This window comes from Alginatibacterium sediminis (genome assembly GCF_003610775.1).
GTDB classification, from domain to species: Bacteria; Pseudomonadota; Gammaproteobacteria; order Enterobacterales; family Celerinatantimonadaceae; genus Alginatibacterium; species Alginatibacterium sediminis.
The window spans coordinates 324,834-349,616 of record NZ_RAQO01000008.1; the positions used below are offsets into that span (position 1 = coordinate 324,834).

The following is a 24,783-nucleotide window of genomic DNA, read 5'->3' on the forward strand; positions in this document are numbered from 1 at the left end:
AGCCTACTCAACTCACAAAAATGATAATTCATATTTGAATAATAAAATTCAAACCATACAATGGCACATTATCTATTGTGTTAAAACTGTGAAAAGTAACCAATGAATCGTCATATCTATGGTGAATATTGATACATCAGTATAAGCAACTCGTTAAAGAGTCGCAGCACTACCATTTTTTATTAGTATTATTTATTCGGCAATATGGAAGAACAAAATGGTAAATTTGAGTTTAATTAAACGTATCGTAATTGGTTTTAGTTTAGTGACTGCGTGCGCGATTGCCTTGAGTTTTTCAGCGTACATGTCTCAACAACGCATGGAAGAACAATTCAACTATAGTGCTGTCATTCTAACCAAACTGTTAGACCAATCGGTAGAACTTGACAATAAAGTACAACTTATCAACAGGTTAACACTTATACATGCTAACGCAAAAGAAGCTGAAAAACGTCAATCCCTTGAAGAAGCCATCAACGACAACATCAAGGATTTAGAACAACGTATAAACAGTCTAATTGCTGATGTAAAAGAATATCCCTTATTATCAGATCAACTATCTTCAATTGTCGCTCAAACAAACACCATCAACACCGCATCCTTAAACCATATTGTATTGCATAATGGTCGAATCCAAGCCTATCAACGGGTATTTACAGAGATGGCTGAATTTGATGCCACTTGGGAATTTTTCGATTTCGACGTATTAGATGCCATCGAACAAATGAAGGCTAGTAATGACAGCAGTATCCAATCTTCCTCATGGATTCTAGAATCCTTATTTCAGGAAACAAACGTAATTGCCGATCAGTTAGGGAAGTTGGTTGGAGTCAACCTACTAGAAAGTTTAGTCATCATAGAAAAGCAACTTGAGACCAGTGCCAGTGGGATAAAAAATAAGTTGGATATCGCATATACAAGCATTCCTAACTCGGAGTCACTTCTCTCTAGTTACATTGACACGCTGATGTACCAATTGAACGATCCAAATGGTCTATTTACACAATACAAAGCCTACTTGAACTACAACCAAGAAAGCCAAATGGCGCTTGATTCACTCACTCAAGACGTAACCGATTTATCGCAAGTTTTTGAACAGGTTTCGGCTTCTATTCGTCAGCTATCAGCAGATGCATACGTGATGTCAAACTCAGACAATCAAAACTCATTTTGGATAAACTTAGTCCTTACTTTAGTAACAATAGCAATTTCTATAATGGTAACCGCCAATGTTATCCGTTCAATTCGCTCGCCATTAAAAGAGATTCAAAGCGCATTATCAAAGATGGCCGAAGGCGATTTCACCAGCCGAATCAACCAGCAATACCAGTCAGAACTTGGAGAGATTGCTAGCGGCATCAATGGACTATCGTTGAAACTTAAAGAACTTCTGACCGATATCAAGAATACGGATTCGAAAGTAAATGACTTTGCAGTTAGAGGTCAAGAACAAGGTAAACAGGTTGTTGAGCAAGTAGCTTTGCAGCAGCAAAGGGCTGACTCTATGGCTACAGCTGTAACGCAAATGGAACAAGCGGTCACTGAAGTATCCACCAGCGCGGCTAGCTCTAGTAATTCGGTCACCGATATTGTCGAAGTTGCAAAACAAAATATGATGTCAATGAAAACCAACGTGGGATTTGTAGAAGCACTCCAGGATTCCTTGGGGCTTGCATCAAAAGTGATTACAGATCTCTCAAATCAATCACAGCAGATTGATGAAATCCTACAAGTGATTCAATCGATTAGTGAGCAAACTAATTTACTCGCTCTAAATGCTGCTATTGAAGCCGCACGAGCAGGTGAGCATGGACGAGGTTTCGCCGTTGTTGCTGACGAAGTTCGTTCGTTAGCAAATCGAACTCAAGTTTCCGCAAATGAAATTGGTACGATGATAGAAAGTTTACAATCAAACTCCAAACAAGCTGTTCGCCTTGTTGAAGACAATCTACAGCAGTCAGAAAAATCAGTTTCACATTCGAACAAAACCCACGACTCACTGTTAGAGATGGTTGAGCAACTTGTTAGTGTAAATGATATGAGTCAAACGATAGCTGCAGCATCAGAAGAACAAAGCGCTGTTGTAAAAGAAGTCGCACGTAACATCGTAGACGTATCCGATCTTGCTCATCAAATATCTGAAAACGCAGCGTTATCATCAAATAACAGCGCAGAGTTAAGTCAGCTATCTGATGCACAATCAAAGCTTATCGACCAATTTAGACTCGCTTAAGCCTAAGCAAAGGCTAGTCTAATTACCCTATCGGTAGGCCTCGTCTTTATTTAGGCCATGCAAAAATCAGCTCAGCGGCAGGTGCATTTGTTCTTGTCGTTGCTTGCTATATTCCAAGCCAATATGTAAGCCTACGAGTCGTACAGCTTTTCCATTCCCACGCAACATTGCTTGAGAGAAAAGATCCATAAGTACTTGTTCATCTATTTGCTGAGCTTGTTGGTCATGGGTGGTTTGTTGGAAATCAGAAAACTTAATTTTAACCCCAATGGTTTTAATACTGGCTTCTCCAGCTAGTACCTTATCGCTACGCCTTTTAAGCTCGGGTAACAAGCCAATTAATTTTTCACCAAGTAATTGCGAGTCGCCAATGTCTTTGGCAAAGGTACGCTCAACACCAACCGACTTGCGTACGCGGTGAGTACTAACTCGGCCGCTATCTAGTGCATTGCAGCGCCGCCACAACATTTCACCAAGCTTGCCTAACTCTAAACGAAGTTGTTCTGAATTACTGGCCAATATATCGCGCCCATAAACGTAACCATGCTCAGACAAGCGTTGAGCGCTCACCTTACCTACCCCAGAGATTTTACGCAGTTCCAATTCACTTATAAATTGTTCGACTTGTTCAGGGGCAATGACGCTTAGACCGTTAGGCTTGTCTAATTCAGAGGCAATTTTTGCTAGGTACTTAAGTGGGGCAACCCCAGCAGATGCCGTGAGTTGGGTTTCTTTAAAGATGTCATTCCGTATGGCCTGCGCAATGCGGGTTGCACTACCTTGGTGTAAATCAGAATCCGTTACATCTAGATAAGCTTCGTCTAAGGAAAGTGGCTCTACCAAATCAGTGTAGCGCCTAAAAATAGCCTGAACCTGCTGACTAATCTCTTTGTATAAACTCATTTGACCAGGTAGTAATACAACATCGGGACAGAGCTTCAGTGCTTGATGAGTGGGCATAGCCGAATGCAAACCATATTGCCTGGCAATGTAGTTACAGGTGCTAAGTACCCCTCGCCCACCAGCACGCCCGCCAATTGCAATCGGCTTATCAGCCAACCACGGCTGCTCACGGATCTCAACCGAGGCATAAAATGCATCCATATCTACGTGAATAAATTTCCGTGGCTTTTGAGTTTCAGTCATAGTTTCGAGCTTACATTGACAACTGTTTATTTATACAGTATACCTAACAATCAGTTTTAGACAACAAACAAGCTCAAAACCGCAAACAACAAGATAAAAGTGTACGTTTCTCGCAGTCAGCCCTTGTAAATTTTAGCTTTATTTATTGTTAACATATTTGAGATATGGCTCACGAAAGCAAACTGACTATATCACTTAACATTCTGTTAATATTACTAATCTTTTATCAATTACAATCGAATCCGATGAAACATGAGGCCGTAATTACCAAGTGGAGCAAGAAAAAAGGATTTGGCTTTATTCAGGCTCAAGGGAGTCGCAAGCAATATTTTGCGCATATCAGCGAGTTTAATCATCGCCCTAGAACAAAACTTGTAGGAAAGCGGGTTAGTTTTCGTTTAACTAAAGATAAAAATGGTCGCGATTGCGCCTGCGAAATAGAAGTTTTGCACTCAAGCGCAAAAAAAGTAATAAATGCCATTCTATGGCTGTTGGGCTTGCTACTCGTTTGCGGCCTTGGATTTTTCAGCTACAACCGCTACGGAAACAATCCACTTCCTTATTGGTATCTATTGCTAAGTTTTGTTAGCTATTATTGCTACGCAAAAGATAAAAAGTCAGCACAATTTGACAACTGGCGAGTGAGTGAGAAAAAGCTTCATTTATTGTCATTTCTGGGCGGCTGGCCAGGTGCCTTCATTGCGCAAAAATGGCTACGGCACAAAACCATCAAAACTTCTTTCCAAAGAGTCTATTGGCTGACTGTGATTGCTAATTGCGGGGTTGTTGCTTGGGCCTACTCAAGCACAGGGAAAAGCTATATCTCACCACTTTGGGCGAAATTTGCTCAAGGACTGGGCAGCGAACTGAGCCTCTATGTAAACTACAATTTGCTGCCCCAAGTTAAGACACTGTTATACCAAATTTGGTATGCATTTTAGTTGCGACTTATCGATGTCACTAATCTTTCGGAGAGTTTGCCCACGGATCGTTTGACCAAGGGTCACTTGTTTCAGATTTTTGAGATTCACTCCGACGCGGTTTTGGCGCGCGCATAGGGTGTCCTTTAAATGGCTTGTCGCCACGCGGCTTTTTGGACTTTTCACGTTCTGATTTGAATTTTGGCTTAGGCCCAAGCTGCGGTTGAGGCTCACTACCAGGCGTGATCACGACGGGGGCTCGCGGCTTTTGATCAAGCGGGATCAAACGGTCACGGGGCGGAATTTCAAATTCAGCATCATTTGGCCGCGGTAAATGCTTAAAGCGATACAAATAAAAGTTTTCGGTTTTTTCTTTCGCCCATGTTGTTTTACGCATAAATTTTATACAGGCCGCCAATGTCGGCTTGTTTCGAAAGCAGTTCATGTTTAAAGCGAAATCTAGTGTTTCCCAGCCATAGTGATCGATAAGTTCTTGCAACATCACCTCTAATTTTAGGCCATGCAGGGGGTTATTTTGTTGTAGTTCTTTCATAAAAGGGCTTGCCAGATGGGACACAATATTGATTAAGAATAGCAGTTTATGCACTTTGTGTATTGACCTAATCACCTTCTAAACAGTCTTTTGCAGCAAGATAGTGAAGGCCCAAATCAAAATATGGGCTATCAATTAGACTAAGCTCAGCGGTGTTTATGGGCGATCCTTGTTTTATCGCATGATGTTGAGTGATTCGGCATTAACACCATTGGCCTAAGCTGCAATACTCATAACCGAGTGTTAATGCCGAGCAATCCTTATTACTTAAGGCTCGATCGTTGGGACTTTAACGCCATAAAACGTCGCAAAAGCCACAGGCACAACAATCAAGGTGAGTATTGTCGCAAAACCAAGTCCCGCCATAATAGTGACCGCCATCGAACCAAAAAAAGCATCGAAAACGAGGGGGATCATACCTAAAATGGTGGTCAATGCTGCCATCATCACAGGTCTCATTCTACTAACAGCGCTATCAATAATTGCCGTGTAGTTGTCTTTACCGTTTTCTAACTCAAGATTAATCTGATCAAGTAGTACGATGCCGTTTTTGAGGATCATACCGCTAAGGCTTAATAGTCCTAAAAATGCGGTGAAACTAAATGGCATGCCCGAGATTAACAAGCCAATGCTCACACCAATTATCGACAAGGGTACAGTTACCCAAATCACCAGGGTCTTTTTGAAGGAGTTAAACAAAAAGATAGTAATAATGAACATCAACAAGTAACCCATAGGCAGCGAACTAAACAATGCCTGTTGCGCCTCATTAGAGCTTTCGTACTCGCCACCCCAGGTGATGTGATAGCCTTCAGGTAGTTCTAATGATTCTATGTTTGGTCGCACGCGCGCAAACAATGCAGCGGCGGTGTCGTTACTTAATATGTCGTGGTCGGCCAATACGCTTAAGGTGCGTTTACGGTCTTTTCGTTGTATTAAAGGTTCAGACCATTCTACGCGTAAGCCGTCAATCACTTGCTCTACCTGAACATAGTTCTGCTGGCTCGGGCTCCAGATTCTTACATTGTCGAGAGTACGAATATCAATACGTTCACTTTGCGGTAAGCGAGCTACAACCGGCAGACGTTCAGTTCCATCACGAAGCTCTCCAATAGTAATCCCACCAAAGGTCATTTGTAGTGTATTCGACAAATCTTCCTTCGAAATACCCAAACGACGAGCCTTAGATTCATTAAATATAGGAACCAGTTCTTTAGTGCGCTCTCGCCAATCATGGCGAATATTTCTTGCCCCCGGCTCTTCAAATAGTACATCTTCAACTTGAGTCGCGATTGTACGTAGCACTGACGGATCTGAACCGGTGATCCGTGCTTCAATTTTAGATGCGGGAGATGGTCCAAACTCCATCAGTTTAAACTGGAAGCTTGGTTGCGAAAAGCGCGAGTTAAGCTCAGTGTTTAAGCGGTTCATGAGCGCAAACATTGTCTTCTGATCGCTAGTTCTAATTTGTAGCTGCGCGTATGCTTCGTAGCTTTTTTCTGGCTGATAGGTCAATACAAAGCGTTGTAATCCCTGCCCTATACTTGCGCTCACAAATTCAACATCGTCCTGCTCACGAATATAGTTTTCTACTTGCTCGCTTTGTTCAATGGTTGTACGGATATCAGTGCCTTCAGGCATCCACATATCAACATAAAACATTGGTGTATTTGAGGGTGGGAAAAACGATTGCTTCACCATGCCAAAGCCAAATACAGCCACAACTAGCAAGGCAAACATTGCTGCTAAACTTAAATAGCGGAATCGAATTGCTAACCTAAGAGAGCCTCTAAATAGGGTGAACAAAAAGCCTTGATAGGGATCAGCCGTTGTGGTGTTTACCTCATTCACCTCATCTTTTTTGAGTAAAAGATCGGCCAAAAACGGCGTTATGGTTAAAGCGGTGATCCAACTTAAAAACAGCGAGAAGCAAAGCACCCAGAATAGTGACCCCATGAATTCACCGGTAGCATCTTGAGATAAGCCTATCGGTGCAAATGCGGTGATCGCAATAATTGTAGCTCCCAGCAAAGGCCATTGAGTTTGCTTCACGATATCTTCGGCAGCCTGTAATTTACTACGACCCTTTTGAATACCCACCAATATGCCTTCTACCACCACAATCGCATTGTCGACAAGCATTCCTAACGCAATGATTAATGCGCCAAGTGAGATTCGATGTAATTCAATATTGGCAATATCCATTAGAATGAACGTAGCGAGCACCGTGAGGAGTAACACAATACCTATAATCAATCCGCTGCGAATTCCCATAGCAAACAACAGCACAATCACTACTATCGCCACCGCTTGGGCCAAACTAACAATGAATGATTGGACTGAATTTTCGACCTCTTGCGGCTGGTTATAGAAGTAATCAATACTTAAACCTTGAGGCGTATCGGATTTCAAGCTATTAAGTGCGCGCTCTAGATCATGGCCAACTTCCACCACATTGACATTAGCAGCAAATGAGATAGCTAAATTAATGGCCTGTTGACCGTTATAACGGATCAGATTATTTGGTTTGTCCCCAACTCCTCGCGTGACCTTGGCAACATCTTTTAGATAAATCAGTTTTCCGGTATCGCGGCCGTGAATAATCAAATTTTCAAATTCTTCGACACTACTCATAGTTCCGCTTGGTTTTAGAAGAATGCTTTCTCCATTGATCAAAACCTCGCCAGAAGACACAACGCTATTTTGTTGATTAATAAGCCCAACAATAGAGGCCACATCAAGCTCTAAAGCCGCGAGTTGTTCAACCGAGACCTCTACATAGAGTTGTTGTTGCTGATCACCCGATATCGAGACTTTACCAACCCCTTGGATTAGTTCTAGTTCACGGCGCAGATAATCAGCATAGCGCTTTAACTCAACATTGCTGTAGTCGTCGCCGCTGAGCATCAGCATCACCCCAAACACATCCCCAAAATCATCCATTATTTGTAAGGAACTGACACCACTTGGCAGCGTAGGTTTCAAGTCGTTAATTTTGCGACGCATTTCGTCCCATATTTGCGGTAATTCATCGGGCCCAAAATCCATGCGCATACTCACCATCATCTGCGACATTCCCGGCGATGAGGTTGAGGTTATTTTGTCGATGTAGGGCAACTCACGTACCGCTTTTTCTAGCGGATAGGTCAGCTCTTCTTCAACTTCGGTCGAACTAGCTCCGGGGTAAGTAGCAATAATCATTGCATCTTTGATGGTAAATGCAGGGTCTTCAAGTCGTCCCAAATTGCTAAAAGAGCTAGCGCCACCAATGGCGAAAATAATGATCATTAACCAAGAAATCGTACGATGGCGTATCGAATATGCAGCAATACTCACTAGAGCGTCCCTTCTTTAATAGTGACTAACTTGTCTTCTCGTAAACTTCGCAATTTGGAGCTCAACAACACATCTGATTTCGTTAAACCACCCGTGATTAAAACACCGTGACTATCTACCCTACCGATATCAACGGGGCTCGCTTTTGCCTTTCCGTTAATTACTTTCCAAACCTTAAACTGCCCTGGAGAGTCACCAGCAACCAGTACCGAAAGAGGAACTTGAAAGCCGGGCGGCAAATTTGGATTTGAGAGTAGCAAGTCCACTTCAATAGTCACCGCTGTACCCGGTAAAATCGCCGGCTTTGTTTGCGGCATCTGTAGCCATACTTCGTAGTTCTGGGTTTGCGGATGGCGCTCGCTAGTATGTTCCAAATAGCTAAGAGCATAAGGCTGCTTATGCCCGTCAAAATAGGCTTTAGGTTGATACTGACTGGGGTCAGGATCAGGATTTATTAAAGCCAGTACCGTGTCAGACACCGATAAACGTACATAGACCTGTTGCTCTTGATAAATGGATATCACCATTTCACCAGGGCTCACGCGCTCAAAGCTTTGCTTTGGAACTTGAGACACAAGGCCATCAAAGGGGGCGCGTATCGAACTAAACTCAAGACGTCGTTGCGCACTTTTATAGGCAATAGTCACTAATTTTTGATTGGCAATAAGCACATCGATATCGCTGGCAGAAATCATTTTGTTTTTACTCAAGTCTCGGCCGCGCTTTAGCTGACGATTAGCGAGTTTTCGCTGCGCATTCAAGTCCAGAAGTTCTTGCTCAATTTTTTCTACATTTAGGCTTGCGAGAATTTGGCCTTTGACCACCCGATCGCCGGGCTTAACACTAATACTTTGCAGTTCACCATCGACTCGAAACGACAATTTGGTTAATTCTGCCGGAACCACTTGCCCTTTAAACTCGCGTAAGTAGTCTGAAGCAGCTTCACCGATGACAAGACTGTCATAGACTGTTGTTGGCGCGGACTTTAAAGCCGTATCAAACTCGCAAGCGCTTAGCATTAATAAACTTAAGACTAAGAACAGATGTTTTAACTTAGCCATTAGATGCCACCCTCGCGCTTCCATATTTTCACCATTTGTCCTTCATAAAGTGACTCTAAGCCCGCGACCACAACTTGGTCTCCTTGAGTTAAACCGGCAACCACTCGTCCATCATTATCCAAGATTATTTTTGTTTGACTCACCGAGCTGTTATGAGGATTAACTTTCCAAACCATCAAGGACTGATTAATCCAAGCACTATCTGGAACTTTAAATTGGTGACTTGATGCTCGATCTTCTACGACTACAATGCCTGTCATACCAGGGAGTAAATTTAGCTGTTCAGGCCGTTCAATGGTAACTTTAGCCGAATAGGTATTGGTCTGATAATTGGGTTCTGTGGATATCTCTTTGAGGCTTGCCGAGATTCTAATCCCGGGGTGAGCATCCATGATCACGGATAAAGGACTAGCTTTAATCGCTTCAATGTTTTGCTGACGCGTATACTGCACCGGGATGGAAAAAATCACTTCAAGATACTGATTATCAATCAAATTAAGAATACCTTGGCGCGCAGCAACCACCTCAAAGGGCTTACTCATTGTCGCAGAAACCACGCCATTGAAAGGTGCACTTAGGCGGGTATTGCGTAAATCTTTTTGGGCTTGATTCAACTCGGCATGACTAGTCTTAAGTGCAGAGTCGGCTTGGTCATAGGCGTCTTTGCTAATTAGATTGGTTTTTTGAAGCCGCTTCGCGCGCTCAAATTGCGCTTTTCGTAGATCATACTCCGCACTTTTCGCATCTAGCGCCAATTGAAAATCAATCGGGTCTAGGCTTGCTAATAGCTCGCCTTTCTCAACCACTTGCCCCATTTTTACCGGGATCTGCGCGATTTCTCCACTGAGCTGAAATGATAAATGTGCTCTGGTCCCAGCATCTATACGAGCCAGAAATATTTCACTATTTTCGGGAGTAAGTTTCGGTACTTCAATCACCTTAACTAGTGCAACTTCAGCTCCTTTGTCTTCAAGTGATTGCGCTTCTTGACAGCCGCTGAGCAGGCTGAGCGATAGGACTAGCGTAAAAAGCCCAAGCATGTTTCGCATTTATCAATTTCCCTTTGGGGTCTGATTTACTATACGGTCGTACAATAAAGATCAAAATCGTATTAATCAAGTATATTTTACAGGTGTGCAGTAAATGCTTTTAATCAAAGTTTCAGGTAAACTCAGGCTATTAAAGGTTCGATGGACTTAGATGTGCAAAGAAAACAAGGTCGCCGTAGCGCTAAAGAAGCGCAGGAAACCAAACTTGAGATACTAAAAACTGCCGCTCACCTGTTTTGCGAGCAGGGTTATGAGCGGGTCTCGCTTCGACACATTAGTGAAAAAGCTGACATCTCGCATAGCTTGATACGCCATCACTTTGGCAGTAAAGAAGACATATGGCGTTGCATCAGCGACGGTTTACACGTACATATGCTGCAAATTTTATCCAAATTGATTTCGGAATTACCTGCTCAGAAACCGGAAAATCAACGTTTATATACTTTTTCAGTTAAAATTTTGGCCCAACTATTATCGTTTCCACAGCCGATTCAGTTCATAGCCGATGCGGTGCGCTCCAATGACGAGTTGATCGATTACTTTATTGATACCGATGGCGGACTTGAGGATAGTGTTATGAGCCTAGTTGATGCCTATAACAATAAATTCCCACAACGAATGATAAGCATGTGGGAAATTAAGTGGCAGATCTTAATTCATGCTCAAAGTCCCTGGAGTTTACGCCCCTTCATTAAGCAAGTTTGGGGAAATGGCGATGAAAACTTTGATGACAGCCTACTCAATCATTGGGAAATGTTTAATCGTCAGATGATCGCCATTTTCGCCATCGAGCAAGCCGACGAAATACACCCTCATCAGCTCAGCGATATCGTGTTTGATTTGGAATGTAGCTGGCAAGCGATTTCAGAAGCAAAGCTCAGTGAGAAAGAAAGCGAATAAGCCGACGATTTTTTAATCCTTTTCATTTAGACCTAAGTTGTTGTTACACTCAGTTTAAATTCGCTGAGGAGTCATAAAATGCGGCGCAAATTGAAAGTTGGTCTGGCCTTAGGTAGCGGGGCTGCTCGTGGTTGGGCACATTTTGGAGTTATCGAAGAACTCGAAAAAATGGGTATTCACGTTGATGTCATTGCTGGCTGTTCTATCGGTTCGCTAGTTGGTGCTAGCTACGCCGGCGGACAACTACAAGACCTGCGCGAATGGGCTCTCAAGCTGGATAGCTGGAATGTATTCAGCCTCATGGATTTTGCCCTAAATCGCGGTGGTTTAGTCGCGGGCGAAAAGGTCTTCAACGAAGCCCAAGTTTTTATGGGCGCTACTAACATTGAGAATCAAGGAAAACCTTTCGCAGCTGTTGCAACCGACGTTGAGTCAGGTAACGAGGTTTGGCTGCGCGATGGTTTAACTCGTGACGCTGTTCGAGCCTCGTGTTCAATGCCTGGCATGTTTGCACCTAAGTTTTTAAACCAACGCTGGCTCGCCGATGGTGCACTGGTTAACCCCGTGCCTGTATCTTTATGCCGAGCCCTTGGTGCTGAAATAGTCATCGCAGTGAATCTAAACGCCGACCCAAGCCGATTAACTGTATTCGCTGATGCTGACGAGCGAAATGCCTACCAAGAAGATCTAGAAACCGAAGACCATAACAAAGAAGACACCCCCTTTTGGCGCCTTGCGGGCAGTCGAGAATATCTTGGTAAGCTCCTACAATCAAAAACTCAACGCGACAATCAACCCTCACCCGGCATGATGGCTGTGATGTCGACTTCAATAAACATCATGCAAGATAGAATCACGCGCGCGCGAATGGCAGGCGATCCGCCAGATGTCACCATTTCCCCCAAGTTGGGAGGATTTGGCATTCTCGATTTCCATCGCGGGGCTGAATGCATTGAAGCCGGTATACTTGCGACTCAAAAAGCCGCAAGTCAACTTGAAGAATCCGTACTTCCATTTATCAACAAGGAACTGTGAAATGCCTTATGTATCAAATTTAACTGTCTATCCTATTAAATCATGCAGCGGAAATGACGTGGCAAGCAGCAAGGTAGGTGAACTAGGATTAGAGTACGATAGAACTTGGTTGATAAGTGACCGCAATGGGGCGATGTTTACTGGCCGAACTCATCCCAAAATAACTCAGCTGCGCGTAAGTACTGACTCAAATGCTTGTTACCTCATAATCCCAAATCAAGCGCCTATCGCTTTAGAGTCGCAAGCATGGGATAGCGCAATTGATGTCGATGTTTGGAGTTCCTCAATAAACGCGCTAAGCGCTCCGAGCGCAACTAATCTTGCGCTAAGTGAATTCCTCGGTGTTGACTGTGTATTGAGTGTTTTTACAGCTCAATCACAACGCAAGGTTAAAAACAGACAGTCTCAAGTTGCTTTTGCTGATGCTTATCCAATTCTAATCGTTAGCCAATCTTCTCTTGATGAGCTTAATCGACGCAGTCCCGAAACAATTAATATGGCACAATTTAGGCCAAATATTGTGGTACAGGGGACGGAAGCATTTGCAGAAGATCATTGGAAACGAATTCGGATTGCTGGCGTAGAGTATGAGCTTTGCGGACCAAGTTCGCGCTGTATCTTTACAACGCTTAAGCCTGGAACCGAACACTACGACGCTAACAAAGAACCGTTAACCACGCTAAAAAGCTTTCGTTTAGGTAACAGTGGCGACGTCTATTTTGGTGAAAATGCAGTGGCTCTTGGTGAGGGGAATATAAGCATCGGAGACGACATTGAAATACTAGAAACTAAAGTTCCAGAGCACTATCCAGAGTTGGAAGTTCAATCAGCGACGTCGAGCACAACGAATAGTGAAGCCAGTGTATCGATTTTATTCGATAGCTGGGATTTGTCAGTGCAGGGTAATACCGTCGATACATTACTAGATCAGGCCGAGGATGCTGGTTTGGATATTCCATTTTCATGTCGCAGTGGTAGTTGTGGAACGTGTAAAGTAAAACTTGAAAGCGGAGAAGTTGAGGTTTTAGAGGATTCAGGGCTAACACCTCAAGAAAGTGATGAAGGTTACATCTTATCTTGTTCTTGTTTACCTAAGACTGACTTGGTTATAACTGCAGGTTAGACAACGAAATTCTCCCAGCGCGTAGCGGCCGCAAGCGCTGGGGGAGAGTGAATAGACTAAGGTAGAATTACCGCGTCAATCACATGAATCACACCGTTACTGGTTTTGATGTCTGCAGTAACAACTTTGGCTTGGTCAATCATCACGCCATTGGTGGCATCGACCATTAGCGTTGAACCTTGTACGGTTGCAACTTCCATTTTTTTACCAGCAATATCGGCTGCCATCACTTTACCTGGAATGACATGATAGGTTAATACAGCAACTAATTGGTCTTTGTTTTCTGGTTTCAGTAAGTTTTCAACGGTTCCCGCTGGTAGTGCTGCAAATGCTTCGTCGGTCGGAGCAAATACCGTAAATGGTCCGTCGCCTTTCAAGGTTTCGACTAAACCAGCAGCTTGAACTGCAGCGACTAGTGTCTCGAAACTTCCGGCTTTAACGGCTGTATCAACGATGTCGTCTTTAGCCATTCCACCAGCAAAAACTTGAGAACTCAACAATAAACATAGGGCACTTGCACTTGTAATAATTTGCTTCAACATGTCTTTATTCCTTTTAAGTTGGCCGCCCATTGTGACGGGTACCAAAAGATACGTGAGCTCAAATTTTTAAGATCAGAAAAAATGGAAATTAGTTTTAGAAAAGACCAAATAACTACGTAACCAACTGATATATAATAAAATAAAAATGGGATTTATTTTTTATGCTTAAATCGATTCACCATGTTGCCATCATTTGTTCTGATTACTCACGTTCAAAAGACTTCTACACACGCATACTAAAACTTGAAGTAGTGGCTGAAACCTATCGCCAGCAACGTCAGTCTTATAAGCTAGATCTCGCGCTACCCGATGGTAGCGAACTAGAACTATTTTCCTTCCCTTCCCCACCATCTAGACCCAGTAATCCCGAGGCTCAAGGCTTACGGCACTTGGCTTTTGATGTAGATTCAATAGAACAAACAGTGGCTTATTTGAATGGGCAAGGCGTTGAGGTGGAGCCAATCCGAATTGACGAACTTACAGGTAAAGCATTTACCTTCTTCAAAGACCCGGACGGCTTACCGCTTGAAATTTGTCAGAGTTGAATGAGTATAGTCGCCAAAATCGATAATTAATTACCTTGGTTTATTTGATATTTCCAAGTCTCAAACCAATGTAATTCTGCCTATATGTATAATCGAACTTGGCGTAATCGTAAGAAAAAAATGCTCTTTCCTCGGTGTTAGCTTCACAAAGATGACTCAATAAAAACTAAATTTTGTACGGCCTGAATGTATACAGAGGTGTTTCGGTTTGCACATGCCAAGCAATCGAACCACCCAAGTAACAACAGTACTTATGTATATAGTCCCGAAGACAAATAGCGGTCACCACGATCACAAATAATGGTAACAATAACGGCATTCTCAAGTTGCTGGCTTAAACGCAATGCTGCCGCAACAGCGCCACCGCTTGATACTCCACAAAAAATGCCCTCTTGCCGAGCTAGATCTCGCATGCTTGACTCAGCCTCTTGTTGGCTGATATCCATGACTTGGTCAACTCGGCTGGCGTCAAAAATTTTGGGTAAATACTCTTTTGGCCAGCGGCGGATCCCTGGAATGCTAGCACCGTCTTCAGGTTGTAGACCGACAATTTGAACACTTGGGTTTTGTTGTTTTAAGTATTTTGAAGTCCCCATAATGGTACCTGTGGTTCCCATTGCACTCACAAAATGGGTAATGTTGCCATTGGTTTGCTGCCAGATCTCTGGACCAGTGCTTTGAAAATGCGCGAGCGGATTATCGGAGTTAGCGAACTGATCAAGCACCTTGCCTTTACCTTCAGCCTGCATTGATAAAGCGAGGTCTCTTGCCCCTTCCATGCCTTGTTCCTTACTAACTAGAATCAGGCTAGCACCGTAAGCTGTCATTGCGTCTTTGCGTTCTTGAGTCGCATTTTCTGGCATGATCAAGGTAATCGGATAGCCTTTTATCGCTGCCGCCATGGCCAAGGCTATCCCCGTGTTACCACTCGTGGCTTCAACAAGACTATCGCCGGCTGTAATTTCACCGCGAGTCTCAGCTTGATTAATCATCGACATAGCGGCTCTGTCTTTGACAGAGCCGGCAGGGTTATTCCCTTCAAGCTTAAGCAAAATAGTATTGCTGGTCTGCCCCTGTAGGCGTTGCAAACGCACTAAGGGTGTATTCCCTACACAAGACTCTATGCTGGGATAGTCCGTTGTGTTGGTTGCGTTTTGCATGCATATCCTTACTTAATTCAAATTACGACTAACTTTGCTTTTTTTACTCTCTTCAACGCTATTTGTCCACCAGACTTCTAGACTGAAGCTAAGCTGAATTGGCTTATAAGACGCTGCTAACAACGCTACTTTCAGATTTTGTACGCGCTTAAACACGCAACTTTCATCGCCGGCCACTTAAGCACCAAACGTTAACGCACAAACCAATGCTGATTCTAGAATCCTACTAATTGTGGCTTTTAGTTTTGAGATTAGACGTCTCAAACCATGCGATTATCATATACTTATTAACATATAGTATTTGTTCTATCTGGATATAATTAGCGCAAATTAAGCCGACATTAGATGAGCCAGACCAATGATGTTAAGAATAATGATCCTTACCAGCCTTTTACTATGCAATTACGTTACTAATAGTTATGCCAGTTTAGCTGATCCAGCAGATACCTTTGGTGAGCTTGTCGATGACACAGGTACAATCGCTTTTCCTCACGCCTTTCAAACTCAACTTGTTCATTTGGGGACCACCGCGGTCGTCGGTGAAAACATGCTGTTAAAGAATCTCAATGGTATATATACCCAAGAAGCCTCGATTGAGATCTACAACCAAACTGGCCTTTGGCCCGACGGCACCGTATTTGTTAAAGACGTAAAGCATGTCAGTTCAGAGCGACTCAGTACTGGTTTGGTTTACCACCAACAAAACAACGATATATTTTTTGTCATGGTGAAAGACACTCAGCAACGGTTCACTCAAAACCAACACTGGGGCGAAGGTTGGGGCTGGGCAATGTTTGGGCAAGCACCTGAGATGAATGAGAGTCCCAATCGTCAATTTTGCCAAGCCTGTCATGCTCCGCGTGAAAGCAACGACTGGTTATTTACCGACCAATACCCAGCGCTACTAAAACAAAAATAGGGCCTTGGTAAAACAATTTGGAACTGCGGATTCACTAAGTTCGACGACGAGTTTCGAGCTAAGTGACTTAATGAGTCGATAGCAAGATTGCGCAACAAATACTAACCAAGTAAGCCAAGCTTTATGTTCAAAGTCGCCGTAAATGAATAAAACTCGCAGCGATAAAAAACACCACCTTGAGGTAAGAAAGCTTGGCTCAAGAGCCAGGCTTTTGGCGCATGTGATTTTAGGCTTAGTGTTTTAGGCTATCCAGAATAAACTTAACCGCCGGACCTTGTGGCTGATTTGAAAGCCAACTAACATCAACAACGGTGGTCATTTTGGCTTGACTAAACTCAGGTTTGAAGTCGATAAGGCTCCCCAGACTTTGTTTCTCAGTTAGCAATATTTTTGGAACGTAAGCCCAACCGAGACCTTGTTCAACTAAACGAATTACATCATCCAGATCAAAGGCGTACCACAGCTCTTGAGACAATTTGCCAATGCTCTTTAAAGTTGGATTTTGCATCATGCTGCTACAGACAATTTGACGTTGGCTAATCAGTGTTTGGGTATCAACCACGTCCATGTCCGCAAATACTGAATCAGGACTGCAAGTAAACGCCCATTCGATATCCCCAAAGGTAAAAAAGTCCAGATGTTCTGGCACTGCGTGCATAGGCAGGTTAATTGCGAGCTGAATTTGGTCATCAACGATAGCTTGGGTTAAATCATCACAACTGTATTTGCGTAGGTGAACTTGAGTAAAAGGGAATTGCTGGGCCATTTTTTCGAGTACGGTTTCAATAATCGATAAAGGCACCATAGTATCCATGCCGATATAGATAGAGTCTTCGACTTGATCAACAACACTTTTAGCATAGTTTTCGATGCGGTCCGCTTGTCGAAGCAAGGTCTTTGACTGCTCATACAAGCGCTGCCCTTGTTCGGTCAAGGTCGGATATTTAGTATCACGATTGAACAGCAGCACATTTAAATCTAGTTCGATATTGCTTATGGCGATACTTACGGAGCTTTGGCTTTTACCTAAATGCCTTGCTGCTGCAGAAAAAGACCCTTGCTCTACAGCACTGGCAAAGGCATTAAGCTGTTCTAGATTTAACATGTAGTTAGCTTCTAATCATCAAAATTATTAGCCTATAGTAAACCTTATTTCGCACCAAACAATAGCGAAAAGATTAGGATCTGAAACTCCCAATCCAAGCTTTGAATTGTCGAGTTCGTAAGCCTACAAGACCCAACAGTATAAGTAGGTATACCAATGGCTCAATATAGCCTGATTTCAAAGACCACCAGAAGTGTAGCGGTAGTAACAAGCTTAATGCATAGATAAAACCATGCAGTTTCAACCAGGAACGCTTCATTTTACGTCTGACCAACTGCGGTGAACTCAGGGTTAACGCAAGCAAGATCAAAAAGGCCAGAGCACCAACCAAAATATAAGGTCGTTTTACTAGCTCCTCAAAAGCCAGCGCCCAGTCCAAACCAAGGTCGAGTACCAAATAAGCCAAAATATGTAAAAAGGCATAGAACGCAACATATAAACCAACGAGCCTGCGATAAGCGATTAAGGCTGGTCGCTTAAAACGTCGACTTAGAGGTGCTAATACCAAGCACAATACTAAGATATTCAAGGCCCAATTCGCATAAAAATGAATTAATTGCTGTACCGGATCTCCGCCCCATGCAGACGATATTATCGCAAACACAGAGACGACAAGGGGCAATAACAATGCCCAATGCAGGGTAATTCGAATCCATAAGCTATGGCGATGCAAAAATGCGTTACTGAGCATCAATAGTACCGGGTTAGATCGAGATCTTTGTACATACTGGCCACTTGCTCTGAGTAGCCATTGAACATGAGTGTATCTATTCGCGTTCTACCCAATATACCAGCATCGTCAATACGTCTTTCGGTCTTTTGTGTCCAACGAGGATGATCAACACCAGGATTTACATTGGCATAAAAACCGTACTCACTTGGGCCTAACATGTTCCAGGTCGTTTGTGGCATTTGATCGGTAAAGGTAATCCTAGAAATTGACTTAATGCTCTTAAATCCATATTTCCATGGCACCACTAAACGCAGTGGCGCGCCATTTTGTGCAGGTAGCGTTTTACCGTACATGCCAAAGGCCATAAAAGTAAGGTCATTGTAGGCTTCATCTAAGCGCAAACCTTCTCGATATGGATAATCGATACCGCCGCCTAAACGTCGGTTTTCTTGACCTGGAAATTGTTCCGGATCATAGAGAGTTTCAAAAGCTAAGTACTTCGCACCACTTAGCGGTTTTACGTCTTTGAGCAGCTGTTTTAACGTCAGTCCAACCCAAGGGATAACCATGGACCATGCTTCCACACAGCGCAGACGATAAATTCGTTCTTCGAAAGCAGCCATGGCTAGAATTTTTTCGACATCAATTGTCACTTCGTTTTCGACTAAACCATCAACTTTAAGCTGCCAAGGCAGTGGCTGAAAATGCGAGCTATTATTGGCTGGGTCGTTTTTGCCGGTACCAAACTCATAGAAGTTGTTATGCGTAGTAGCTTTGCTCTCTGGAGTTAAACTGTCACTTGGCGGATTTCCATGCGGCTTGAATTTCAGTGGCATCACCTTTTGTGTCGGTTCATCACTAGAAAACCATGCTGCATTGGCTGTACTTGGTAAACCCAAGGTACCAAGGCCCGCGCCACCAGCAACCAGACCTTTCATAATCAGACGTCGTTGCTTAAAAATAGCTTCTGGCGTGACGTCATTTTCGCTGAGATAGTCCCAACTTGGTTTAGACCTAATCCACATAAACGCTCCTAATAAATGATCCCTGTCTCGTTGTTATACGAGAGTTGAACAAAGCTTTGATCACAAATCACATCGAATTAATAAATGGACAAGCCTTCGATGCTTCTAATCTAAAACCACTAACTATTTAACTAGACCGCGTTTTTGAGAATTTATTTCAAAGAAATTCACTTCCTTGTTGCTCAATCCGGCTGGCCAGTTGGTAATCTGCACTTAAACTTAAGCCGTTTAGATAACGCCGTAACATATCCATCGCCACAGCTGTTGCCATGACTCGAATGGGGTGACGCCCTGGACTACTAAACTTTAGTGTTTGGCTAAAGCTAGCGTTGGCCGTAGAAATAGCAAAGCACACCGTACCTACAGGCTTAGACTCACTGCCACCATCAGGTCCTGCAACGCCACTGGTCGCAATACCAATGTCGCTACCTAAAACTTGCCGCACGCCTTGCGCCATCTGTTCAACCACCGACAAGCTCACCGCTCCATACTGCGCTAAGTCTTTGTCGCTCACCTTTAATATCTGGCTTTTAACACTATTGCTATAAGCGACAATACCACCTACAAAATAGGCTGAGCTTCCGGCTTGTGCAACCAATTGGTCAGCGATCATGCCACCAGTACATGATTCAGCTAATGACAACTTGAGCTTACGAACCAACATTTCGTCTTGCAGGCTTTGCGCCCAATTGCCTTGGTCTTCACAAAACAAAAAGGAACCAATTAGTTCACGTACTTGTGCTTCAAAGCTTAATCGAGTATCAACGCCACAACGTCCGTCATAAAATATTTTGATCTCTATACTCGGACGCGCCGAGCGGTAACCGATGCGCGCCCCTAATGGTAAAGTTAGTTTATCAATCTTGTCATTTAGCCACGATTCAGATAATCCAAAACTATAGAAACGCTTCACACCTGTATCAAAAGAAACCGGCAGTCTCGGGAACCATTGCTCCAGCGCCATTTTTTTCATTTCGCTAGGAACGCCGGGTGTGAAAATAAGTTTGGCCCCTTCGTACTCAATAATAAAACCGCAGGCGGTGCCTACAGGGTTATCGACAAACTCTGCTCCTTTGGGCAGCATTGCTTGCTTAGCATTACTTTGAGGCATAACTAAATTCTTACGTGCATACCATTGCTGCAATTGTTCGAGCCACGGTTGATATAGTTCCAGCTCTACTCCTAGCAAACGTGCGGCGGCTTGCGCGCTGCAATCATCCGATGTTGGACCTAAGCCCCCATTTACAAACACCCAATCGCTGCGCTTGGCACATTCGCGCATCGACGACACCAAATCGTCTAAATCGTCTGCAACCGTATGTCGCGACTGAAACTTAAGTCCCAAGTCGCCCAGCTTTTGACCTAGCCAAGCTGCGTTGGTATCGGCTATATCACCTTGCAGTACTTCATCACCTGTACTTAGCATCTCAATTTTTAAGAGCCGATTATTATTCATTGTCATGGTGTTCTCGTTAGTTTGATGCAAAGTAAGCTTTAATATTATCTAAAAGATAATTAACACTCTGTTGGTCTACGTTTAAGTGAGTTACAAAACGAATCGGTGCGCCAGCGCTCAGCAAAATACCTTTTTGTTCAAGATAATTAGCTAGCGCATAAGTGTGCTCAGGTTGGCAATGCGCGTATACAATATTGGTTTGAACCTGACTAGGTTCACAGCGCAGTTGCTCAATTTGCGAAAGCCCTTGCGCAAGTAACATTGCGTTGTCGTGGTCAATCGCCAAGCGCTCTACGTTGTTCTCCAGTACATGTTGACCTGCAGCTGCCAATATTCCCGCCTGACGCATGCCACCACCTAGCATTTTACGTAAACGCGTAGCACGCTCGATAAAGTCTTTTGAACCTAGCACTAAAGAGCCCACTGGAGCCCCCAAGCCTTTTGACAAACACAGCGTAAACGAGTCGAAGTCACCCGTTAAATCAACAATACTACGCGATTGTTTAACCGACGCATTAAAGAGACGAGCACCGTCTAAATGCAGAGCCAGCTTACGTTTATCGCACAGTTCTTTTACTTGCTGCGTATAACCTTGTGGCAGTACTTTACCGCCAATAGTGTTTTCCAAACTCACAAGACGCGTTTGTGCAAAGTGAAAATCCTCGGCTTTGATCGCCGATTCAATGTCGCTAACAGCAAGGCTTCCATCAATTTGATTAATGATAGGCTGAGGCTGAATACTTCCTAATACAGCAGCTCCACCAGCTTCATATTTATAGTTATGAGCTTGTTGACCACAAATATACTCTTGGCCCCGCTGACAATGACTCATGAGTGCCAACAAATTTGCTTGGGTGCCTGAGCTACAAAACAAAGCAGCTTCAACTGCAAATTTCTCTTTAGCATAATCTTGCAAACGATTGACGCTTGGGTCGTCACCATATACGTCGTCTCCAACTGGTGCTGCCGCCATAATTTTGCGTAGTTCATCACTAGGTTTAGTTACGGTGTCACTGCGAAAGTCATGCATCATGTTTCTCCGAATCTTCGACCCATGCAATCGGATCTGGATATTTAAATTGGTAGTTCAAAGCGCGTTTAATCGCTCTGTTATCGATAATCTTAGTATTTGAATGGAGCTGAGCATCTACGTTTGGTGGAGCGATCCCCATTGCGGCGGCTGCGGCATTATAAAATTCAAGCTTGTTTGGATGTTTGTCACTACATGCGTTCCAGCTCTCACCCCACACATCACGCTCAATTAAAGCCAAAATGATGCCAATACAGTCGTCCCGGTGAATAAGGTTAACCACTGCATCTGGATCCTTTAGCGCTCGGGTGGCAAAAAATCGACCCGGTTTACGCTGAGGTCCAATCAGACCAGAGAGTCGCAACACAGACCAAGAACCAGCATAGTCCGGTAGTAGTTCGCGTTCGATAAAGCTTAAAGCGATCCCGGATTGTGTATTTGCACTCAAGGGGCTTTGTTCAGTAACCATTCCGACATCATTGGCATATACCGACGTTGAGCTAATGAACAGTATTTTGGGAAGGTTTTTCTTTGGCAACTCGGCCAGCAGCGCTTGAATTTGCTGAATGTGAAATTGCGCATCGTTGCGCTTGCGTCCTGGGGGCACATTTATCAACAATATATCGCAATCAAGTAGACGTTTTGCGTTAGAGCTCTCTAGTTGCGGACTAAGCAGTAACTGGTGCGCATCTATACCTGCCTCGAGCAAAATAGGAAGCTGCTCTATGGTGGTGCTGCTGCCGCGAACATTATAGTTGTTAGCAATGAGTTCTTTTGCTAATGCTAATCCGAGCCAGCCACAACCTACTATTGAAATGGTCGCATTGGTCACATCTGTCCTTAATGTGAGTATTTAGACGACATCATAACAAACCGATCTCATACTTGTAGGTCAAAAATGCTTATCTTTTTATCAAAGTTTTGCTATTTGAAATGAAATTAAGGTTGCTGGTAGCGATTTTTGGACAAAAAAAAACGACTCAAAAACTGAGTCGTTAAAATCTGTGCAAAAAACAAAATCTGTCTTCGTTACAGCGGGAAAGTGTCGAACAAAGTAATAAAACTTAATTCTACTATTGATAGCAAAACTTGCTTCTCAAACAGTGATGAAAAGGCTACCAGAAAACGTTTTCAAAAAAAAGAGTCCTAGGTCTTATTTGTAGAAATAAAGCCACAATTGAATTGCTAATTAGTCCGCTATTACTAAATCCAAGGCTTGATTAACGCCAGACTGTTGGGCGAACTCGTGATCGTGACTCACCAAAATGAAAGCCCCGCGATGCTGTTCAAGAATCTTAGATAACAACAACTTAGATTGTAAATCTAGATGATTGTCAGGTTCATCAAGCAATAAAACCGGATTATTGGCTTGATGACTTACAATAAGCATCGCCAATTTCATCCGCTCGCCACCGCTCAATTCACTCGCACAACGATGCACACTATCCGCTCTAAAGCCGATCCCAGCTAGCAAGATCCGAGCTTGAGTTTGCAACACCTGCGGGCAGCTTGATTGTATCGTTTCTAAGAGGCTCAGCGTGTTATCAATAAGAGCAAAATGTTGGTCTAAATAACAAAGTGTCGAGTTAACTCTCAAACTCGAATTAGCAACGCTGTCGTGGGCAATTAAGTACTTCAACAAGCTAGATTTACCGCTAGCATTCGGCCCTCGTAAATGAAGTTTAGTGTGCTCTTTGACGACAAAACTTAAAGGGTTAGTGTCTCCATAGGTTTGCACCAAATTTGTCGCCTCAATTAAGCTTCCTCGATGATGTTCAACATGTCCAAAGTAAATAGATTGGCTTACATCGTTCTCTAGCTGATCGCGTAAATTCTGGATTTTAAGCTCCAGTTTATGCTTTCGAGATAAATCATTTTTTTTGCGATGCGCGGCATTCGCAGTCGCTTTATCGCGCATGCCATCAAGTACAAGCTTCGATTGCCCTCCTTTAACACGCAATCGATTGCCCATCGCCGCTTTCTGTTCGGCTACTTCCTTATTTTTCTGAGTTTGCGCCTTTAACTTGGCTTGTTGCTTGTCCAATGCAGTTAATTGACGCTGCGTAGCAATACCTTGTTGAGTTTGTTGTTGCTGATAGAAGTCGTATCCTCCTCCATATTGCGTGATGCCTAGTTCATTTAGCTGCCATATGGCTTGCATGTCGCGCAGCAACAGACGGTCATGGCTGATCAGAACAATGTAGCCAGGATAAGCTTGGATCTGCTGCAGTAGCCATTGTTTAGATTGGATGTCTAGGTGATTGGACGGTTCGTCCAAAATAAGCAATCGCGATTGCCGTTGAAATAAGCACCACAACACCAATCGCGAACGCTGCCCACCACTAAGCGCAGTACAGTAGGTATTTGCGTTACTAGGTAAACCCAAAGCTTCAAGTTGTTTAGATAACTGCTCCTTCAACAACCAACGCTCATTGATCAACTCAAATAGACCTGACTCTGAATTTCCATTAGCAACCTGTTCCAATGCATTAAGAACATCATCTAACCCCAAAAATTGCGCAATCGTTAACTGCGTATTTAGACTTGATTCAATTTGTTGCTGGTAGATGGCACTAGTGTTGGCACATACTATCGAACCTGTGCTTGGTTGAATATTTTGCGCCAGAATTTCGGCTAGTAGCGATTTACCACAGCCATTTCGTCCAACAACTCCAATGCGTTTACAAGTGATGCTAAAACTTAGGTTGGCAAATAAACGATGGCCGTCGGCAAAAGTGTAGCCAAGGTTGTGGGCAGTTAATACGGGCATAGAACCTCCTGATTAAAACAGGGGGCAGCGCAGCCTAGTATGGGGGACTCCTAAAAAAAATTCAGGAGTAAAAAAATGGAATGACAACGTAGCAACGCCGACCAAGCCTGTTAATCCAATTAATAGAAAATAGAAAAATAAAAGGAAGACAGGGCTTAGTTATTCATATTGGCGAGTACTCATTTGAAAATGACTCACCTAT

21 protein-coding genes are annotated in these 24,783 nt (G+C 43.4%); 7 read left to right on the plus strand and 14 right to left on the minus strand.

Translation table 11 applies throughout. The features are described from left to right. The first annotated feature begins 217 nt into the window (after positions 1 to 217). On the plus strand, positions 218 to 2,233 hold the full coding sequence (locus DBZ36_RS15390) for a methyl-accepting chemotaxis protein (RefSeq protein ID WP_120355846.1): 2,016 nt from the start codon (positions 218 to 220) through the stop codon (positions 2,231 to 2,233). A 66-nt stretch (positions 2,234 to 2,299) separates the two neighbouring features. Here DBZ36_RS15390 and dinB read toward each other — a convergent pair whose 3' ends face one another. Further along, complete coding sequence (gene dinB / locus DBZ36_RS15395) at positions 2,300 to 3,379, minus strand: DNA polymerase IV (RefSeq protein ID WP_120355847.1); 1,080 nt, start codon at positions 3,377 to 3,379, stop codon at positions 2,300 to 2,302. A 245-nt stretch (positions 3,380 to 3,624) separates the two neighbouring features. Here dinB and DBZ36_RS15400 point away from each other — a divergent pair, with 245 nt between their 5' ends. Continuing rightward, positions 3,625 to 4,320, plus strand: coding sequence for a DUF1294 domain-containing protein (locus DBZ36_RS15400; protein ID WP_158589121.1), 696 nt, complete (start codon positions 3,625 to 3,627; stop codon positions 4,318 to 4,320). A 19-nt stretch (positions 4,321 to 4,339) separates the two neighbouring features. Here DBZ36_RS15400 and DBZ36_RS15405 read toward each other — a convergent pair whose 3' ends face one another. The 4 genes from DBZ36_RS15405 to DBZ36_RS15420 all read right to left on the minus strand — a co-directional run bounded on the left by DBZ36_RS15405 (position 4,340) and on the right by DBZ36_RS15420 (position 10,298). Continuing rightward, on the minus strand, positions 4,340 to 4,852 hold the full coding sequence (locus tag DBZ36_RS15405; RefSeq protein WP_120356037.1) for a VF530 family protein: 513 nt from the start codon (positions 4,850 to 4,852) through the stop codon (positions 4,340 to 4,342). A 267-nt stretch (positions 4,853 to 5,119) separates the two neighbouring features. Next, positions 5,120 to 8,188, minus strand: a complete 3,069-nt coding sequence (locus tag DBZ36_RS15410; RefSeq protein WP_120355849.1) for an efflux RND transporter permease subunit — start codon at positions 8,186 to 8,188, stop codon at positions 5,120 to 5,122. Further along, positions 8,188 to 9,249 (minus strand): efflux RND transporter periplasmic adaptor subunit, encoded by a 1,062-nt coding sequence (locus tag DBZ36_RS15415; protein WP_158589122.1) that lies wholly within the window; start codon positions 9,247 to 9,249, stop codon positions 8,188 to 8,190. Before DBZ36_RS15415 ends, DBZ36_RS15410 begins: the two co-directional genes overlap by 1 nt. Continuing rightward, positions 9,249 to 10,298 carry an efflux RND transporter periplasmic adaptor subunit gene (locus DBZ36_RS15420; RefSeq protein WP_120355851.1) on the minus strand — a complete coding sequence of 350 codons (1,050 nt, stop codon included), beginning with the start codon at positions 10,296 to 10,298 and terminating at the stop codon, positions 9,249 to 9,251. Before DBZ36_RS15420 ends, DBZ36_RS15415 begins: the two co-directional genes overlap by 1 nt. Positions 10,299 to 10,451: 153 nt before the next feature. Between DBZ36_RS15420 and DBZ36_RS15425 the strand changes: the two genes are divergently transcribed. The 3 genes from DBZ36_RS15425 (at position 10,452) to DBZ36_RS15435 (ending at position 13,356) form a co-directional block, all read left to right on the plus strand. Further along, positions 10,452 to 11,198: a TetR/AcrR family transcriptional regulator gene (locus DBZ36_RS15425; RefSeq protein WP_120356038.1), complete on the plus strand. Its 747-nt coding sequence runs from the start codon at positions 10,452 to 10,454 to the stop codon at positions 11,196 to 11,198. Positions 11,199 to 11,276: 78 nt separating this feature from the next. After that, positions 11,277 to 12,233, plus strand: a complete 957-nt coding sequence (gene rssA, locus DBZ36_RS15430) for a patatin-like phospholipase RssA (protein ID WP_120355852.1) — start codon at positions 11,277 to 11,279, stop codon at positions 12,231 to 12,233. A gap of 1 nt (position 12,234) precedes the next feature. After that, positions 12,235 to 13,356: a YcbX family protein gene (locus DBZ36_RS15435; RefSeq protein WP_120355853.1), complete on the plus strand. Its 1,122-nt coding sequence runs from the start codon at positions 12,235 to 12,237 to the stop codon at positions 13,354 to 13,356. A gap of 56 nt (positions 13,357 to 13,412) precedes the next feature. Here the strand turns inward: DBZ36_RS15435 and DBZ36_RS15440 are convergent, their stop codons facing one another. Next, a complete protein-coding gene (locus tag DBZ36_RS15440) occupies positions 13,413 to 13,898 on the minus strand; it encodes a fasciclin domain-containing protein (protein ID WP_120355854.1) in 486 nt (161 codons plus the stop codon). 161 nt (positions 13,899 to 14,059) lie between these two features. Between DBZ36_RS15440 and gloA2 the strand changes: the two genes are divergently transcribed. Continuing rightward, on the plus strand, positions 14,060 to 14,443 hold the full coding sequence (gloA2, locus tag DBZ36_RS15445; RefSeq protein ID WP_120355855.1) for an SMU1112c/YaeR family gloxylase I-like metalloprotein: 384 nt from the start codon (positions 14,060 to 14,062) through the stop codon (positions 14,441 to 14,443). A gap of 251 nt (positions 14,444 to 14,694) precedes the next feature. Here the strand turns inward: gloA2 and cysM are convergent, their stop codons facing one another. Beyond that, positions 14,695 to 15,603, minus strand: coding sequence for a cysteine synthase CysM (cysM, locus tag DBZ36_RS15450; protein ID WP_120355856.1), 909 nt, complete (start codon positions 15,601 to 15,603; stop codon positions 14,695 to 14,697). A 358-nt stretch (positions 15,604 to 15,961) separates the two neighbouring features. On the opposite strand from cysM, the gene DBZ36_RS15455 reads away from it, so the two are divergent. After that, positions 15,962 to 16,522, plus strand: coding sequence for a cytochrome P460 family protein (locus tag DBZ36_RS15455; RefSeq protein WP_120355857.1), 561 nt, complete (start codon positions 15,962 to 15,964; stop codon positions 16,520 to 16,522). A gap of 232 nt (positions 16,523 to 16,754) precedes the next feature. On the opposite strand, the gene DBZ36_RS15460 is transcribed toward DBZ36_RS15455, so the two are convergent. From DBZ36_RS15460 to DBZ36_RS15490, 7 genes are all read right to left on the minus strand, one after another. Further along, on the minus strand, positions 16,755 to 17,627 hold the full coding sequence (locus tag DBZ36_RS15460; protein ID WP_120355858.1) for a LysR family transcriptional regulator: 873 nt from the start codon (positions 17,625 to 17,627) through the stop codon (positions 16,755 to 16,757). A 73-nt stretch (positions 17,628 to 17,700) separates the two neighbouring features. After that, on the minus strand, positions 17,701 to 18,318 hold the full coding sequence (locus DBZ36_RS15465; RefSeq protein ID WP_120355859.1) for a protein-methionine-sulfoxide reductase heme-binding subunit MsrQ: 618 nt from the start codon (positions 18,316 to 18,318) through the stop codon (positions 17,701 to 17,703). Continuing rightward, complete coding sequence (gene msrP, locus DBZ36_RS15470; protein ID WP_120355860.1) at positions 18,318 to 19,325, minus strand: protein-methionine-sulfoxide reductase catalytic subunit MsrP; 1,008 nt, start codon at positions 19,323 to 19,325, stop codon at positions 18,318 to 18,320. Before msrP ends, DBZ36_RS15465 begins: the two co-directional genes overlap by 1 nt. Before the next feature lie 157 nt (positions 19,326 to 19,482). Beyond that, a complete protein-coding gene (locus DBZ36_RS15475) occupies positions 19,483 to 20,787 on the minus strand; it encodes a CinA family nicotinamide mononucleotide deamidase-related protein (protein WP_120355861.1) in 1,305 nt (434 codons plus the stop codon). A 10-nt stretch (positions 20,788 to 20,797) separates the two neighbouring features. After that, on the minus strand, positions 20,798 to 21,811 hold the full coding sequence (ltaE, locus tag DBZ36_RS15480) for a low-specificity L-threonine aldolase (protein ID WP_120355862.1): 1,014 nt from the start codon (positions 21,809 to 21,811) through the stop codon (positions 20,798 to 20,800). Beyond that, positions 21,804 to 22,643 carry a Rossmann-fold NAD(P)-binding domain-containing protein gene (locus DBZ36_RS15485; RefSeq protein WP_120355863.1) on the minus strand — a complete coding sequence of 280 codons (840 nt, stop codon included), beginning with the start codon at positions 22,641 to 22,643 and terminating at the stop codon, positions 21,804 to 21,806. The genes ltaE and DBZ36_RS15485 overlap by 8 nt, the downstream gene beginning before the upstream one ends. A gap of 357 nt (positions 22,644 to 23,000) precedes the next feature. Beyond that, positions 23,001 to 24,581 (minus strand): ATP-binding cassette domain-containing protein, encoded by a 1,581-nt coding sequence (locus tag DBZ36_RS15490; RefSeq protein WP_120355864.1) that lies wholly within the window; start codon positions 24,579 to 24,581, stop codon positions 23,001 to 23,003. Between the last annotated feature and the right edge of the window lie 202 nt (positions 24,582 to 24,783).

What these genes read in the sequence shown, in the direction of transcription:
- dinB (WP_120355847.1), bottom strand. Translation starts at nt 3,379, where the DNA reads ATGACTGAAACTCAAAAGCCACGGAAATTTATTCACGTAGATATGGAT.
- DBZ36_RS15490 (WP_120355864.1), bottom strand. Translation starts at nt 24,581, where the DNA reads ATGCCCGTATTAACTGCCCACAACCTTGGCTACACTTTTGCCGACGGC.
- gloA2 (WP_120355855.1), top strand. Translation starts at nt 14,060, where the DNA reads ATGCTTAAATCGATTCACCATGTTGCCATCATTTGTTCTGATTACTCA.
- DBZ36_RS15405 (WP_120356037.1), bottom strand. Translation starts at nt 4,852, where the DNA reads ATGAAAGAACTACAACAAAATAACCCCCTGCATGGCCTAAAATTAGAG.
- DBZ36_RS15435 (WP_120355853.1), top strand. Translation starts at nt 12,235, where the DNA reads ATGCCTTATGTATCAAATTTAACTGTCTATCCTATTAAATCATGCAGC.
- DBZ36_RS15420 (WP_120355851.1), bottom strand. Translation starts at nt 10,298, where the DNA reads ATGCGAAACATGCTTGGGCTTTTTACGCTAGTCCTATCGCTCAGCCTG.
- DBZ36_RS15475 (WP_120355861.1), bottom strand. Translation starts at nt 20,787, where the DNA reads ATGACAATGAATAATAATCGGCTCTTAAAAATTGAGATGCTAAGTACA.
- msrP (WP_120355860.1), bottom strand. Translation starts at nt 19,325, where the DNA reads ATGTGGATTAGGTCTAAACCAAGTTGGGACTATCTCAGCGAAAATGAC.
- DBZ36_RS15400 (WP_158589121.1), top strand. Translation starts at nt 3,625, where the DNA reads ATGAAACATGAGGCCGTAATTACCAAGTGGAGCAAGAAAAAAGGATTT.
- DBZ36_RS15415 (WP_158589122.1), bottom strand. Translation starts at nt 9,249, where the DNA reads ATGGCTAAGTTAAAACATCTGTTCTTAGTCTTAAGTTTATTAATGCTA.
- DBZ36_RS15465 (WP_120355859.1), bottom strand. Translation starts at nt 18,318, where the DNA reads ATGCTCAGTAACGCATTTTTGCATCGCCATAGCTTATGGATTCGAATT.
- DBZ36_RS15390 (WP_120355846.1), top strand. Translation starts at nt 218, where the DNA reads ATGGTAAATTTGAGTTTAATTAAACGTATCGTAATTGGTTTTAGTTTA.
- DBZ36_RS15440 (WP_120355854.1), bottom strand. Translation starts at nt 13,898, where the DNA reads ATGTTGAAGCAAATTATTACAAGTGCAAGTGCCCTATGTTTATTGTTG.
- DBZ36_RS15455 (WP_120355857.1), top strand. Translation starts at nt 15,962, where the DNA reads ATGATGTTAAGAATAATGATCCTTACCAGCCTTTTACTATGCAATTAC.
- rssA (WP_120355852.1), top strand. Translation starts at nt 11,277, where the DNA reads ATGCGGCGCAAATTGAAAGTTGGTCTGGCCTTAGGTAGCGGGGCTGCT.
- DBZ36_RS15460 (WP_120355858.1), bottom strand. Translation starts at nt 17,627, where the DNA reads ATGTTAAATCTAGAACAGCTTAATGCCTTTGCCAGTGCTGTAGAGCAA.
- cysM (WP_120355856.1), bottom strand. Translation starts at nt 15,603, where the DNA reads ATGCAAAACGCAACCAACACAACGGACTATCCCAGCATAGAGTCTTGT.
- ltaE (WP_120355862.1), bottom strand. Translation starts at nt 21,811, where the DNA reads ATGCATGACTTTCGCAGTGACACCGTAACTAAACCTAGTGATGAACTA.